This window comes from Fictibacillus sp. 26RED30, assembly GCF_015903845.1.
Lineage (GTDB): Bacteria > Bacillota > Bacilli > Bacillales > Fictibacillaceae > Fictibacillus > Fictibacillus phosphorivorans.
Map to the genome: position 1 here is coordinate 1,657,874 of NZ_JACZDV010000001.1, position 16,149 is coordinate 1,674,022.

15 protein-coding genes are annotated in these 16,149 nt (G+C 39.4%); 4 read left to right on the forward strand and 11 right to left on the reverse strand.

Annotation, left to right across the window (positions count from 1 at the left end; translation table 11 throughout):
• Window positions 1-17 precede the first annotated feature (17 nt).
• From IHV11_RS08465 to IHV11_RS08510, 10 genes are all read right to left on the reverse strand, one after another.
• Window positions 18-680, reverse strand: a complete 663-nt coding sequence (locus IHV11_RS08465) for a 3-oxoacid CoA-transferase subunit B (protein WP_197127856.1) — start codon at window positions 678-680, stop codon at window positions 18-20.
• Window positions 623-1,354: a CoA transferase subunit A gene (locus tag IHV11_RS08470; protein WP_197127855.1), complete on the reverse strand. Its 732-nt coding sequence runs from the start codon at window positions 1,352-1,354 to the stop codon at window positions 623-625. Before IHV11_RS08470 ends, IHV11_RS08465 begins: the two co-directional genes overlap by 58 nt.
• Before the next feature lie 14 nt (window positions 1,355-1,368).
• Complete coding sequence (locus tag IHV11_RS08475; protein ID WP_197194364.1) at window positions 1,369-2,736, reverse strand: aspartate aminotransferase family protein; 1,368 nt, start codon at window positions 2,734-2,736, stop codon at window positions 1,369-1,371.
• A 173-nt stretch (window positions 2,737-2,909) separates the two neighbouring features.
• Window positions 2,910-3,182, reverse strand: coding sequence for a YokU family protein (locus IHV11_RS08480; protein WP_197127853.1), 273 nt, complete (start codon window positions 3,180-3,182; stop codon window positions 2,910-2,912).
• Between the two features lie 13 nt (window positions 3,183-3,195).
• Entirely contained in the window at window positions 3,196-4,623 is a 1,428-nt protein-coding gene (ablA, locus tag IHV11_RS08485; protein WP_197127852.1) for a lysine 2,3-aminomutase, read from the reverse strand.
• A gap of 168 nt (window positions 4,624-4,791) precedes the next feature.
• Window positions 4,792-6,198 (reverse strand): sigma-54 interaction domain-containing protein, encoded by a 1,407-nt coding sequence (locus IHV11_RS08490; protein WP_370568642.1) that lies wholly within the window; start codon window positions 6,196-6,198, stop codon window positions 4,792-4,794.
• A 46-nt stretch (window positions 6,199-6,244) separates the two neighbouring features.
• Entirely contained in the window at window positions 6,245-7,099 is an 855-nt protein-coding gene (gene ablB / locus IHV11_RS08495; protein WP_197194365.1) for a putative beta-lysine N-acetyltransferase, read from the reverse strand.
• Between the two features lie 236 nt (window positions 7,100-7,335).
• Entirely contained in the window at window positions 7,336-7,932 is a 597-nt protein-coding gene (locus IHV11_RS08500) for a trimeric intracellular cation channel family protein (protein ID WP_197194366.1), read from the reverse strand.
• A 70-nt stretch (window positions 7,933-8,002) separates the two neighbouring features.
• The gene (locus IHV11_RS08505) at window positions 8,003-8,833 is read right to left on the reverse strand and encodes a PHP domain-containing protein (RefSeq protein WP_231620211.1); all 831 of its coding nucleotides are present in this window, start codon (window positions 8,831-8,833) and stop codon (window positions 8,003-8,005) included.
• Between the two features lie 42 nt (window positions 8,834-8,875).
• Window positions 8,876-9,715 (reverse strand): sulfurtransferase, encoded by an 840-nt coding sequence (locus tag IHV11_RS08510; protein ID WP_197194368.1) that lies wholly within the window; start codon window positions 9,713-9,715, stop codon window positions 8,876-8,878.
• 94 nt (window positions 9,716-9,809) lie between these two features.
• Here IHV11_RS08510 and zwf point away from each other — a divergent pair, with 94 nt between their 5' ends.
• Entirely contained in the window at window positions 9,810-11,312 is a 1,503-nt protein-coding gene (zwf, locus tag IHV11_RS08515; protein WP_197191091.1) for a glucose-6-phosphate dehydrogenase, read from the forward strand.
• Between the two features lie 3 nt (window positions 11,313-11,315).
• Window positions 11,316-11,927, forward strand: coding sequence for a cyclase family protein (locus IHV11_RS08520; RefSeq protein WP_197127848.1), 612 nt, complete (start codon window positions 11,316-11,318; stop codon window positions 11,925-11,927).
• 59 nt (window positions 11,928-11,986) lie between these two features.
• On the opposite strand, the gene IHV11_RS08525 is transcribed toward IHV11_RS08520, so the two are convergent.
• Window positions 11,987-13,246, reverse strand: coding sequence for an MFS transporter (locus IHV11_RS08525; protein ID WP_197194369.1), 1,260 nt, complete (start codon window positions 13,244-13,246; stop codon window positions 11,987-11,989).
• A 161-nt stretch (window positions 13,247-13,407) separates the two neighbouring features.
• Between IHV11_RS08525 and IHV11_RS08530 the strand changes: the two genes are divergently transcribed.
• Complete coding sequence (locus tag IHV11_RS08530) at window positions 13,408-14,565, forward strand: aminotransferase A (RefSeq protein WP_197194370.1); 1,158 nt, start codon at window positions 13,408-13,410, stop codon at window positions 14,563-14,565.
• Between the two features lie 128 nt (window positions 14,566-14,693).
• Window positions 14,694-16,148 carry a UDP-N-acetylmuramoyl-L-alanyl-D-glutamate--2,6-diaminopimelate ligase gene (locus tag IHV11_RS08535; protein ID WP_197194371.1) on the forward strand — a complete coding sequence of 485 codons (1,455 nt, stop codon included), beginning with the start codon at window positions 14,694-14,696 and terminating at the stop codon, window positions 16,146-16,148.
• Window position 16,149 lies beyond the last annotated feature (1 nt).

The following is a 16,149-nucleotide window of genomic DNA, read 5'->3' on the forward strand; positions in this document are numbered from 1 at the left end:
TTTACCTCCCTAACTTCTCATTGGAAAACAGAAATGTGTTCATCTACAACGATAGAAGCACCTGTTGTCTGGATAACATCCTCTAACGTATAAGGACTCATGATCTCACGAAGAACTAGCTTTCCATCTTCACAATGAAAAACTGCTTTCTCTGTGATGATCATGTCTGCGCCTTCCTTGACAGTAAGCGGAAGTGAACAGTTTCTCACAATCTTAGGATTTCCATACTTATCGGTGTGGTTCATTAAGATGATGACTTTCTTTGCTTTTTGGGCAAGATCGATCGCACCACCCATTCCAGGAACCCGCTTTCCTGGTACGATCCAATTGGCAATATCACCACGTTCACTTACTTCTAGAGCTCCTAGTATCGTTACATCAAGTAATCCTTTTCTAATGATTCCAAACGCAGTAGCGCTATCAAAATAAGAGGCACCTGGGTGAATGGAAACGGGATATCCCCCTGCATTGGATAAGTTACCATCCTCACTTCCTGCTTCTGGTGACCCACCCATACCTAAGATACCGTTCTCCGTGTGCAGCATGATATGTAGGTCATTTTCAATATAATCTGCAACGAGAGTGGGAATACCGATGCCAAGATTAACGATCATTCCATAACTTATTTCGAGGGCTGCCCTTCTTGCGATCCTGTGCCTTGTTTCAATTCCCAGACCCATTTCCAGTCCACTCCTTTACTCTGAATGATATAGTCAATAAAGACACCTGGCGTGACGATCTCTTCCGGGTCAAGGGAGCCTACCGGCACGATCTCTTCTACTTCTGCGATCGTTATCTGTCCGGCTGTAGCCACGAGTGGATTCGTATTTCTCGCACTCTTATCATAGATAAGGTTTCCATAACGATCGGCTTTTTTTGCATATACGATCGACACATCTGCAATTAAAGCGGGTTCGATCATATATTCTTTGTTGTTTACACTAACTTTCTCTTTGTTCACTTCAACAACCGTTCCAAGACCAACATCGACCAATATACCGCCAAGCCCCATACCACCAGCTCGTATTTTTTCAGCGAGAGTGCCCTGCGGAACAAATTGCACTTCTAATGAACCTTCTTGCATCTGTTTACCCGCTTCAGGATTTGAGCCTATATGAGAAGCGATTAATTTCTTCACCCTTTTTTCCGTAATCAGCTTCCCGGGTCCGATCCAAGGAAAACCTGTATCGTTACTAATAAGAAAGATATCGTTAATATTCTTTTCCAATATCAGATTAACAAGTGTAGGAGGAGCACCTACTCCTCCAAAACCACCGACCATTAGTGACATGCCATTACGAAAATAGGCAGAAGCACTTTCAAGTGTAATTTGTTTATCTACACCTTTGGCCATTCACAACACCTCTTTCAACTGGTCGCTTCAGTAATATATAAACCTTCTGTAATAAGCTCTTTGGTCAGTTCTCCGATGGATTGATCTAGGATCTCCATGATATCCGTAATCTGTTCCTTCGTAACGTTCAATGGTGGGGAGATTAAAATAGAGTCTCCTGAAAACCCTGTTACTCCACCTACTGCCGGGTAAACGAGCAGTCCGTTGTCAAAACAGATGGATAATAGCCGGTCTGTAACTTTTGAAGTGATCTCAAAAGGTTCTCTTGTGATCGGATCCTTAACAAATTCAATGCCACATAATAAACCCTTGCCTCTTACATCACCTATTAACGGGTACTTCCACTGAAGACGTTGCAGATGATTAATCAGATATTGGCCCATAGCTTCTGCATTTTCCTGAAGTCTATTTCTTTCCATATAATCGATAACAGCAAGGCAAACCGCAGCTGATTGTGGATTTGCGCTAAACGTGTGTCCACTCATAATAACTTTACTTCCCGATTCGATGACGTTCATAATACGGTCTGACACGATGGTTGCCGCCATCGGTGTATAGCCTGCACTCATGCCTTTTCCTATCGCAATAATGTCAGGAGTTACATCCCAATGATCCATCGCAAACATTTTTCCGGTACGCCCCATACCTGTCATCACTTCATCTGCTATCAATAAAATATTATATTTATCACAGATCTCTCTTATTTTTCCGAAGTATTCGTCTGGTGGTACTATGGCTCCTCCTGAAGCACCGATGATCGGTTCCGCTATAAATGCAGCGATCTGATCTGGCCCTATCGCTTGAATGGAAACCTCTAAGTCATCTGCACATTTTACTCCGCAACTAGGATACGTCTCTTTTAATGGACACTGAAAACAATAAGGTGGGTGTGCAGCAGGAAAATCTTCAAGCAATGACGTGAATCGTTGTCGCCTTAATTTATGACCGGACATCGATAGTGCTCCTAATGTAATTCCATGATAACTGGTCCATCGGGATATGACTTTTGTTTTCGTCATGTTTCCTTGTTCTTGAAAATACTGAATAGCAACCTTAAGTGCTGTCTCGGTTGCTTCTGATCCACTATTAACAAAGAATACAGAATTTAAATCACCTGGCGCATAATGTGCTAGTTTTTCTGCTAGATGTTCTGCTGATTCACTCGTAAACTGCGAACGGTATACGAATGATACATGATTTGCTTGATTCCACATCGCTTCTGCAACTTCATGAACACCGTGACCGATATTACATGTGATCGCACCTGACGATCCATCAATATATTGCTTACCGTCTTTATCGTATAAATAGATTCCTTTACCATGACTGATAACAGGATAATCGCTTCCTAGAACCGGTTTGATGAGATGTGATTTTCTCATAAAAAAGGCTCCTTCCTCATGAGGGTTAAAAAGGAAATATCTTTATTTAAAGCTATTTTCACAGTCTCTATCAAAAAGTTTAGCGAACAGCCTGAAACGGAGATCAACTTCCAATAGCAACAAAGTTTGCGAAAACAACCATATAAAAAAGATATTTCCTTACTCTACTGATGTTACAACTTAAAATAATTTTTCTTTAAAAACCTCGGTATGCTCATTAATTCTGAATAGGAAATCTTTGAATCTATCTTCTTTGTATCTATTAACATGAGTTGATCTTCAATCTCATCTACAATATGATCCTCTTGATATTCCATACCACAAGAAGAACAGGATACAGAAGGGATTACAGTTATTTGAACGGCTCTTGAACCATCCGGCAGTTCCCAATACCCTGTTAATCCTGCCTGCTCTGCTTCTTCACTCTCACACCATAAGCACTTCATGTTATCCTCCTCTCTATGCATTTCTTTGTTCTTCAGTAGTCGCTGAAATTCCTTCGTCTTTTGTCTGTTCAAACTTATATTTTTTCTCTTTCAATTCATCACGTTTATCACGCTTATCTTTTAATGAACTATGCTCCGGATTCGTATCATAATTTTCTCTTCGTTCAAGGCGTTTTAATCCTTTAGGAACAAGGTTGAACGCTTCATCGCTCATGAGCGCCGAAACTCCAATCGCAGGTTTGATGTGATCTGTTCCCATCACTTCATTGAAATAAGCATCCGCTCTGCCAGCTTGATAGTTTTGAGGCTCAGGATAAGAGGTAATCACTCCTTCAAAGTTACGTAGCACTACTTTTTCTGGTGATTGAGAGATAAGATAGTTTGGCTGAACAGCTATTTTCCCTCCGCCTCCAGGAGCATCTACCACGAACGTCGGAACAGCATAACCAGACGTATGACCTCGCAACCCTTCAATAATCTCTAAACCTTTTGAAACAGGTGCACGGAAATGTCCGATACCTTCAGATAGATCACATTGATAGATATAGTATGGTCTGACTCTAATCTTAACGAGATCATGCATCAGCTTTTTCATGATAGGAACACTATCATTGATCCCTGCGAGAATAACAGATTGATTGCCTACAGGGACCCCAGCATTCGCGAGCATTTCACACGCTCTTTTAGACTCTTCCGTAATCTCGATAGAGGTGTTGAAATGAGTGTTTAACCAAACCGGGTGATACTTCTTTAAGATGTTGCATAAATTCTCTGTAATTCTTTGCGGAAAAACTACCGGAGCACGTGTGCCGATCCTAATGATCTCTAGATGAGGAATTTCTCTTAAGTTCTTTAATATATATTCTAAGATGTTGTCATTAATTAATAATCCGTCGCCGCCTGAGATCAAACAATCTCTAACTTGTGGATTATTTCTAATATAATTAATGGCTGCATCCAATTGTTTCTTTGGTACACCCATACCGATCTGCCCAGAAAAACGTCTTCTCGTACAATAACGGCAATACATGGAGCACTGATTCGTTACAAGAAAAAGAACACGGTCAGGATAGCGATGTGTAAGACCTGGAACAGGCGAATCTTCATCTTCGTGCAAAGGATCTTCCAAGTCGTATTTCGTCTTTAAGATTTCCTTACCGATCGGAACGGACTGCATACGAATCGGACATCTAGGGTCATCTTGGTCCATGAGCCATGCATAATAAGGTGTAATGTTTAAAGGTATCGTCATCGTGGAAATTTTGACGCCTTCTTCTTCTTCAGGCGTCAAGTTAATGATGCTCTTAAGATCTTTTAAATTTCTGATGGTGTTAGTAAGCTGCCACAGCCAATCATTCCATTGCTCTTCTGTGACATCTTTCCATAATTCAAATTCACTCCAATGTTTCTTCGGTTTGAATAATCCATTCACTACAGGCATTCTAATGACCTCCTTTATTTCTACACTATTATTTCATGCAAGAAGCGTGCCAAGTTACAGAAATTTCAGAATATAACGATTAATACTATAGTTTATGCATACTCCTTTCAATGTGGGCCTTTAATTGAGAGGAATAAAACAAAAATGAACTGCCGAAAATTCGGCAGTTCATTTTTGTTTTATTTTATATTGCAGGGTTTGTCTCGGTACTCCTAGAATTTTTGCAGCTTGAAGAATATTGCCAGAAGTATGTTGGAGTGCCATCTCAATGATTTGTTTCTCATAATCTCCTAGCGCCTGTCTCAATGAAGGTATGGTTGTTAATTCTTGTCTTATTGCTACTACAGGTTCATTATTGATCGTTACATGTTTCGGAAGTAATGAAGCCTCGATTAATGAATCATCTTCAGCAAAATTCATACAGTGCTCAATCGCATGCTTGAGTTCTCGAACATTACCTGGCCAGGAATAACGTTGTATGAGCTTTTCAGCTTCAGGTGTGAATCCTCTTACCTTTTTGCCGAACTTAAGATTAAAGTGGTTGATAAAATGATTCACTAAGTAAGCAATATCTCTTTTTCTATCCCTTAAAGGTGGGAGTTCAAAATAAACAACATTCAATCGATAATAAAGGTCCCTTCGCAGCTTTCCTTTATCCATACAAACGTCAGGCCGTTCGTTTAACGCAGAAATAATCCTAACATCCACGCTTCGAGAAACATGACTTCCTATTCGCTCTACTACTCCTTCTTGAACGACCCTCAAGAGCTTTGCTTGTAGTTCAACAGGCATCGAATTGAGTTCATCTAAGAATAAAGTGCCTCCATCTGCTAATTCAAACACTCCTGGCCGATCAATGGCACCTGTAAAGCTGCCTTTAGTCGTACCGAATAAGATCCCTTCAAGCAGTGGCCCTGGAATCGCAGCGCAGTTTTGAACGACAAAAGGATGGGAAGCACGTTGAGAAGAATTGTGTATCGCTTGAACAAACATCTCTTTACCTGTACCTGTTTCTCCAAATAACATGATCGGCGAGTTGGTTTGAGAAGCTTGGTTACATTGTAGTTTAACCTCTTTTAGCTCGAAATCGTTCGTGATGATATCAGAAAAATGATAAGCAGCAAAAGGTTGATCTTTATTTGTTTTTTTCTTAACTTTCATCTTTTTTTGCAGATCGATCAGCTGTTCAGAAAGCACTTTTATTTTCGATAGATCTTTCGCTACCTCTACAGCCCCGACCAGTTCTCCATTCAACCAAAGTGGCAGCGTAGAATTCACCGTATCGATCTGTTTACCTTTGCGATTCGTGTAGGATTGATGTTCATTATAGATGGGTTTACCTGTTTCAATTACTTTGAGTAGTGTGCTCGTTTCCTTTGTTAGAGATGGAAACGCATCAAGTACATGATGATGATGAACCTCATCTGTTGTTAATCCATCTAATGCAGCCGCTACTGAATTATAAAAAATAGTGATTCCATCTGCATCCACGACATGAATTCCTTCATCAATCGTCTTTAAAATAGCATTTAGAGTTTCTGCCGTTTCTAATGATTTAGATATCAAAGTGATCACCACCAAGAGTGCTTAATTTTTGTCACTTATGCCTAAAATTCGGCACTCATACTGATAAATCCTTTACCCAAATGTTCATATCCTCGTATTTATCAAAAATCTTACAGTTGTTCGCGAGCCTTCCTTTATATTCATAGCTTTTTTGATGAAACACAGCATTCATTCCAAAAGATAGCGCTCTAGCGATCGAATAAGAACAATAGATGTTTCTTTGAAACAACTCTTTTTCAAGCTGGTCGATCAAATGCTTCATAAGACCAAACTTTCGGTGCTCGGGTGTTGTTGCACAATCTGTTATCTCCGCGTTGTTATACGTTTCGTTCACATCTGCAGAAGCAGCACTGACGATTCTATTTTCATGCTCAATTACACAAAAAAGAGTACCCGATTCGATCATCTTCCTTACATACTCTGCATCGTTCATAGGTGTTGGATACACTTCAAACACTTCTCCATAAAGCTCTGCTAGGGACTTTGCATCCTGAATGTCAGCCATCCTTAACAAATAGTTGCTCGGTAAAGGAAGATTTTTTGCCCCTTTTGGTATCTTTATGACATCACTTAAAATGCGATCTTCGTCCACCCAGTACTCACTGTTTCTTCTTTCTTTTTTTAAGTATTTGCACATTGCGAATGCTGATCCACCATTAAAGTAACCTTTAAACTCACCTTCGTTCACATAGCCAAGCTCCTGCCAATAAGAGACATCATCTACTTTGGATTTTACAATGATTTTATGAAAATTATTCTTTTGCGATTCTTCTTCAAGCCATTCTGCAAATAGAGTTACGTTACCTCGATAATCATCTGCTCTTAAGCGTTCGCTATAATAATCAAAACATGTATCTGCGATAAAATGAGTCTCTTTGATTTTTCTGTTCTCGTAATATATAGTCTTCATTGCTTCGCCTCCTATAACTTCCTGTTTCATAATTTCCATAATAAATGCTTAAATTCCTGCACAAAAAACCACCCTCTCTATAGGGTGGTTAAGATCAAAGGTTATTAAATTTAGGTTGTTTTCGTATATTTGATGCTTTGACAGGAGTTGATTTTCCGTTCACACTTGCTCGGATTCCATAGGGCGTGCTGTGAGCCTCTTGCTGATTCACTCTTTTAAAAAACCATAAAATCAAATCACAAAGCTCTATGTGGAAGTCTCCAATTCAGTTTGAGTGACAACATTCTAAATACAACTAAAGAAACAAAAAGAATCATATATTCCACTGTGCTGTTCACTATGTTAAGGCCAACGACTAAACCGCCTAATAAAGCCCATACTGCATATATTTCTTCACGCAATACGACCGGCTTTCGACCAGCCAACACGTCACGAATCATTCCGCCTCCAATGCCTGTTAAGATTGCGGCAACGATAACCGCACTTATAGGATGATTCATGCTTGAAGCAGCGATCGCACCTTGAATCGCAAATGCTGAAAGGCCGATTGCATCAAAAAAGTGAAGGCTCCTCTTTGAAAATTGAATCATGCTCTCTGGCATAAAGAATACGATCCCCATAGAGGCAAGTGCTGATTTTAAAAGAAGCCCTTGCTCCCAAATCGAATCTACAGGGAGACCGATCAATACATTACGCAATATTCCTCCACCAAATGCCGTGACGAGCCCTAAAATAAATACGCCTAGAATATCATAATCTTCTTCCATTGCAACTAATGCACCTGAAATGGCAAATGCGATCGTTCCAATGATGTTTAATAAATCCCAAGTCAAACCCTTTCTTCCTCTCCAATCAATATGTTCCGTATTGAATCTTATAAGGTTCTCGGCCGACTGGCAAGCATTATTTTCTAAAACTTCTCAAAACATCTATCGTGCTGATCGGGACAGAACAGCTGCCAAGGTCTCCATGAAAAACTTCTCCGTTACGGAACCCATGAAAATCACTACCTGCTGTTTTTATTAAGGAGTGTTTATCTGCTAGATCTTCATAAAAGGCAACTTGCTTTCTCGTATGATCAGGGTGATTATACTCAAGTCCAACCAATCCTTTCTCTCTTAAGATTGGAATGAGTTCATCTGCTCCGTAAATGCCAGGATGAGCTAGTACAGGAACTCCCTTAGCTTTCTTGATCATTTGAATCGCTTCGATCGGAGAGATGCGGTCAGTTGAAGCGTAAGCAGGTTTTCCTTTTCCTAAATACTTTTCAAAAGCTTCAGGAAGAGATTTTACGATCCCTTTTTCCATTAGAATCTCTGCAATGTGCCCTCTTCCTACATTTCCTTTGCCATGTCTTTTCGCTTCTAACTCAGATTCCTTTACGTGGATTCCAAGGTTGTTTAAATTTTCAAGGATCATTCTATTTCTTTTATCTCTGACAGAAGTGAGCTTGCTTAATGCTTTTAAAAAATCAACATCTTCATAGTCAATAAAATAGCCTAACATATGAATATCTTGGCCGTCGTATAACGTACTTATCTCAATGCCTGGTATACAAGTAAAACCTTCATACTTTTTAGCTTCCAACATCGCGTCATGAATTCCATTGACTGTATCATGATCTGTGATCGCTATCGCGCCAAGACCTTTTTCAACCGCTCGCCTAATATTTTCAGCAGGAGTAAAAGTCCCGTCAGATGCAGTGGTATGTGTATGTAAATCGCTTTGTTTCATTTTCATCTCCTAAAAACATTTTTAATTACGGTACGTGAAATTTTATTTGGTGACTTCTTTTATGATTGGATTTTCATCATAGCTGATCCAATCACTCCAGCTGCCAGCATATAAAGCTTTATTCGTGATACCCGCTTCATCCATAGCCAGTATGTTAACGCAGGCCGTTACACCAGAACCGCAATATACAATAACAGGTTTGCATTCATTCATTCCACTATACTTCGCTTCTAGTTCTTGCCGGCTTTTCCACCAACCAGGCTTTTGCATATGACTTTCCCAAGGTATGTTTCTGGCACTCGGTATATGCCCTGCCTTATGATCGATAGGCTCGATCTCTCCTTTAAATCGTTTTGGTTCTCGTGCATCTATGATAAGAGTATCCTTATTGTTCATTTCATGAATGACGTCATCTTTATTCCTTAACATTTCATCTCTTACTTTTGGTGTAAAATGTGCAGGTTTTTCGACAGGCATTTTACTTGAGATGACATATCCTTTTTCTTTATAGTGTGTATAGCCGCCTTGCATGACATATACGTGATCGTGCCCTAAGTATTTCAAGATCCACCAAAGTCTTGCAGCCATGCTGCCTGATTGATCATCATAGGCGACGACAATTTTTTCTTGGTCAACTCCACAACGGCTAAAAAATTGTGATAGTATGTTTACGGAAGGTAATGGATGACGGCCACCATGGGTTGATACGGTGCTTGAGAGATGTTGCTCAAGATCAGCATAAATGGCACCTTCGATGTGATCGTTCTTATACAGTTCATAACCCTTTAAGGGTTCAGCTAGTGAGAATCTGCAATCAAAGATCACGATATCAGCACTGTTCACTTTTTGGTTCACCCATTCAGGACTTACGAAATTCGACATATTTGACCTCCTGTTTTATGAAGTAGTTCGTTATTTTAACTACATCTAGGGAAAGCTGTAACTATTAGAAAAGATAGAAAGAAGTGACGTACAGATGATACATAGTATTCCTAACGCATCCATCGTTTTGTTCGGAGCGACTGGTGACCTTGCACACAGAAAACTCTTCCCTGCTCTTTATCAATTGTATCAAAAGGGACATATGAAAGAGAACTTTTCTGTTGTAGGTGTTTCAAGAAAAGAATTCTCTCACGAAGAGTTTCAAACTGAAGTTATATCTGCTATTCATGAACATGCACAAGGTGCAGATCAACAAATCGTAGAAAAGTTTGCATCTCATTTTTATTACCTAAAGATGGATGTATCGAGTGAAGCGAGCTATCACGAGCTCGAAGAACTATTGAACGTACTTGATAGAGATTATCAAACAAACGGAAACCGCCTGTACTATCTTGCGATGGCACCAAGGTTCTTCGGAACGATTCCTACTTTCTTAAAGTCAGAAGGAATCACGAACACTGAGGGCTGGCAGCGAATCGTAATCGAAAAACCATTCGGTAATGACTTGCCTTCTGCGACAAAATTGAACGAAGAGATTCAACAAAGTTTTAATGAAAATGATATTTACCGTATCGACCACTATCTTGGAAAAGAGATGGTTCAAAACATACAAGTGATCCGTTTTGGAAATGCGATCTTTGAATCCATCTGGAACAACAAGTATATTGACTCTGTTCAGATTACATCGAGTGAAACACTAGGTGTTGAAGATCGAGCCGCTTATTATGAAAAATCGGGCGCTCTACTTGATATGGTTCAAAACCATATGCTACAGATGGTCATGATGGTTGCAATGGAACCACCAGGTGAACTGAAACCTGAACATATTCGGGACGAAAAAGTAAAAGTTCTTCGATCCCTCCGCTTCTTTAATGAAGAAGAAGTGAAGAAGAATGTGATCCGCGGACAATATTCTGAAGGAACGATGAATGGAAAACAAGTACCTCGTTATTTGAACGAAGATAATGTTGACCCTGAGTCTAAGACTGAAACATTTGTAGCAGCTAAGCTATTTATTGATAATTTCCGTTGGACAGGCGTCCCATTCTACATCAGAACAGGTAAGCGCATGGCTGTGAAATCTACTGAGATCGTCATTCAATTTAAACAAGGTCCGATGGCACTCTATCATGCCAACACAGAAAATTATCAGCCTAACTTATTAAGAATTCATGTTCAACCAGATGAAGGTGTTAGCCTTACACTTAATGCCAAACCAAAAGGTGATACTCCTGATCTCTTACCGATCGATATGACTTACAACAACAATAATACGGCAGAAATGAATTCACCTGAAGCATACGAGAAGCTTCTGCACGATTGTCTTCTAGGTAATTCCACTTATTTCACACGATGGGACGAAGTTGCACTCAGCTGGGATTTTATTGACCGCATCACAAAATCTTGGGCTGAAGGAACAGGAGCTCCGATCACAAATTATCCATCAGGCAGCATGGGACCCATCGAAGCAGACGAACTTTTAAAAGCTGATGGGCATTCTTGGTGGGAACCTACAAAAGTTAGAGAGGAATGTTAGTACATGAAAATATTTGATGTTTCGTTACCGATTTTTGAAGGAATGCCAGTCTATAAAAACAAGCCTGAAAAACAACCAGAGTTCAACACAGCACAAAATGGTCATGTAACCGAAACACGTATTTCTATGGATGTTCATACAGGAACACATGTGGATGCTCCTCTGCACATGGTTCCTGGTGGAGATACGATTGAAACCCTTCCGATCGAAAAACTCGTTCGTAAAGCTAAAGTAATCGACCTTACAAGTTCCACAGGTTTCATTTCCGCTGAAGATCTGGCTGATAAAGATATTCAAAAAGATGATTTTGTCCTATTTAAAACAAAAAATTCCTGGGACACAGAATTCAATTTTGAATTTATCTACGTTAACAGTGATGCTGCTAAAGTATTGGCTGAAATCGGTGTAGCAGGTGTTGGAATCGACGCTTTAGGTGTAGAGAGAGCACAAGAAAATCACCCAACTCATAAACAGCTTTTCCAAAACAACATCATTATTATAGAAGGACTTCAGTTAAAGGACGTTCCTGAAGGTGAATATTTAATGGTGGCTGCTCCTCTTAAAATAAGAGGGCTAGATGCATCACCTGCAAGAATCGTACTCATTGAACAATAATAAAAACAAGGGCTTGCATATATTTTCATGCAATGCCCTTGTTTTTTTTACTTTTTTTTCTATTCTAAAGCAGGTTTTAATGGTTGCGTTGGTTTAGGGTCTTTTTTCTCTTCGTCTCCCCCACCCTTTTCCTTTTCTGGCTTGATAGCAAAAAATGCAGCTATCGCACCAACCATACTCACACCTGCGGAAGTGTAGAAAACAATTTCATGTGACTGTTTCATCAAGATAGCATAGATGGGAGGTCCGAGCGCGACACCAACAAACCTCATCGAACTATAGATCGAGGTTATCGTCCCTCTCGCCTCTTTTTCAATTCCTTCTGTAATAAGGGCATCTAAACTCGGTAGAGCAGCACCAATCCCTATACCAGCCACAAATAGAGCACCTAAAAGAAAATAGACGTTCTCTGTAAACGTGATTAAAAAGACTGACCCGCCTAACAACGCCATAGAGATAAACGTACACCACTTCATGACGATTTTATTTTGTTTGATCTTCTTTCCTGCAATAAAGGAGGCTATGGAAAGTGCTAATAACGGTACAGCGATTACTAATCCTTTCATAACACCCTTCACACCATATTTCTCTTCTAATATGGTCGATAGATAAAACAAGATACCAAACAGGACAAACATGATAATGCCACCGATTAAGAATATGGCGAACAGCCATCTTCCTTCGTTATGAAAAATTTTCTTTACGTTTTTAAGATATTCTTTAAAAGGTTGTTGTTCTTGTTCCTTCTTTGGGACTTTGACTAAGAACATGACTAACAAAATAGAGAGAACACAAAACACAGGAATCAGCCAAAACGGTAAAAACCATACGATTGTTGCAAGAAATGCCCCTAGGATAGGACTTAATACTTTTCCGACTGTATTGGATGTTTCGATCAACCCTAAGCCAGAACTGACTTCCTTTTCATCTTTAAACATATCTCCTACTAATGGTAGGACAACGGGTGCTGCACCTGAAGAGCCAACACCTTGAAAAAACCTTCCGATAAGTATAAAAGTAAACGCATGATCGGATTGCCATGCAGCCCAGCCACAGATCAAACCTCCGATTCCAGCAATAAAAAGACTAGGAATGATTACTTTTTTACGGCCAAAACGGTCAGACAGATATCCAGCGATCGGAATCAACAAGATGGCAACGATCGAATACACCGTAATGATTAAAGAAACTTGAAAAGAGCTGATGTTAAGTTCTTTTCCGATCTCAGGCAAAACGGGTATCAGCATAGAATTCCCCAAAGTCATAACAAGGGGAATGGATGCGAGTGCAAGTAAGTCCCACTTTTTCTTTGCTTCCATAATTTCCTCCAAAACCGTACTATTACATCTTTAGTATTGTAAAAAGTCATAAAACCATACAAGAAAATCCACCCATTGACTCTAGAAACCAAATAAAGCTACACTAATGGCAACGTTTCATTTGTTAATCGGTGCGAAATGTAGAAAGGAAGTTAATTTTTGTGGAACATTTATTAAACAGCAAAGCTAAAGACATTCAAATTTCAGGAATTCGTAAATTCTTTAATGAAGTTTCTAAGTTCCCTAACGCGATCTCATTAACATTAGGACAACCTGACTTTCCAACTCCTATGCATGTAAAAGAAGCTGCGATAAGAGCGATACATAATAATCAAACGGTATATTCTCATAACGCAGGGTATATAGAGCTAAGAGAAGCTGCCTCTTCTTTCTTACAAGAAAAATATTCTCTTCATTATGATCCTGCTTCAGAAATAATCGTAACAGCCGGGGCGAGTGAAGCGATCGACATAACCTTGCGAACCATCTTAAGTGAAGGTGATGATGTTCTTCTTCCTGCTCCCATCTATCCTGGTTATGAACCCGTAATTACCCTTTGCGGTGCGAATACTATCTATATTGATACAACACAAACAAGTTTTAAAGTGACGCCCGAACTAATTGAAAAACATATAACAAAAAAGACGAAAGCCATCATCATTCCCTCTCCTTCTAATCCGACAGGTATTGTTTTAGAGGATCATGATTTACAGGCTCTTGCTCACTATTTTTCTAATAAAGAAATCTTTGTAATATCTGATGAGATCTATAGCGAACTAAAATATGAAGGTGAACATCGATCGATCGCGAACTATGAAGGCATGCGTGAAAAAACATTTGTTATCAACGGACTTTCAAAGTCACACAGCATGACCGGTTGGAGAATCGGATTGCTTTTCGGACCAAGTAATCTCATGCAGCATGTTTTGAAAGTTCATCAGTATAATGTCACATGTGCTTCAACCATTTCTCAAGCCGCTGCGATCCGGGCATTAACGGAAGGCAAGAATGACGCGTTCGATATGCGTAACGCTTACAAAGAACGGTTAGATTATTGTTACGATCGACTTCACGAGATGGGGTTAACGTTCGAAAAACCAAATGGGGCATTTTATCTCTTTATTTCGATAAAAAAATATGGACTCTCCTCTTATGATTTTGCTTTAAAGCTTTTACAAGAACAAGAAGTGGCTGTAGTACCAGGTGATGCTTTTACAGTTATCGGAGAAGGATATGTACGAATCTCCTATGCGGCTTCGCTAGAACAGTTAAAAAAAGGTATGGATGGCATAGAAAACTTTATAAATTCCCTTACGTAAACTGCCCTCAAACTGGGCAGTTTTTTCGAATAAGTTAACATAAACATATTACGGTTAATTTAAAGTTCCTGAATAAGAACTTAAATTAGAAAAAAACTAAAATTAATTTATTCAAAGGATGCGTTTTTGTGAAGTTAAAAGCTATATTAAGTCACTTATCTATACGATCTATCATTGAGGATGACCTAGAGATCACCGGCATTACATCCCACTCTAAAAAAGTTAAGCCCGGAAACTTGTTTTTTGCGATCTCAGGTGTTCAAGCTGATGGCAATCAGTACATACAAGAGGCGTTTGATAATGGTGCAGCAGCTGTGATCGGTGAATATGATGAGAACATCGGTCCTGGTGTTTATATTTACGCTGAAGAAACGAAGCGTTTATTAAGTCTAGCTGCTTCCTACTTCTATGAAGAGCCCTATAAGAAACATAAGATGACGGGTATTACAGGAACGAACGGAAAAACAACAACATCCTTTTTATTACAGCATATCCTCCATGTTCACGGTATGACTTCCGCTCTTCTCGGTACGGTATATCATTATATCAATTCTGAAATTGTGAAAAGTTCACACACGACACCAGATCCTGTTACTCTACAGAAGATGCTCTTAGAAAGTAATGATGATGTAGTTGTTATGGAAGTGAGTTCACATGGGATCGAACAGAATAGGATTGATGGGATTACGTATGATCAAGCGATCTTTCTCAATTTAACTCACGATCATCTTGATTATCATGGAACGATGGAATCATATTTCCTCTGTAAATCTAAATTATTTTCATATTTGAAGAATAGAGGAACGGCAATCATCTGCAGTGAAGGTGAATACGGCAAGCGGTTACGGGATGAACTGCGGTCAGAAAATGACTTGCAGATTTGGACCTATGGTAAACGAAAGTCTGATGATTTTTATATTGAAGACGTCGGAATAGATTCTTTTAACCTTGTACATGAAACACTACAGGTAACCGTTTCGTTACCATTACCAGGAGAATATAACGCCCTTAACACGACTGCCGCGATCGCCGCTGCTTTAGATTATGGGATTCCTATAAAAAACTCTGTTGAATATCTAAAAAGCTTCGGTGGAATCCCTGGTCGCTTTGAAGAGATCACACTTCATAACGGGACAGAAGTGATCGTGGATTATGCGCATACACCTGATGGAGTCTCTCAAGTGCTTGAAGCAGCGAGTAAAAAAGCGGGAGACAGACCTCTTTATCATGTATTTGGATTTAGAGGAAACAGAGATCTAACAAAACGGACTGATATGATTAAGATCTCTTTAGAGTACAGTACTAAGACTGTCTTAACGGTAGATGATTTGAACGGTATAGATCGTGATCAACTTCTTCTAGAAACAAAAGAAGCGATCCCTAGATCTTCTCACCAACCTGTAATCATAGGAGATCGGACTGATGCTATATTCTTTGCTCTAAAAGAAGCTCCAGCAAACTCAGTAGTAATCATAACGGGTAAGGGACCTGAAAAGTATAAAGAAGCTTACAACCATCCTTCAACCTCTGATCTTGCTTCTGTAGAGCTGTATCAGACTTTAAACAAACCGACTTTCATATAAA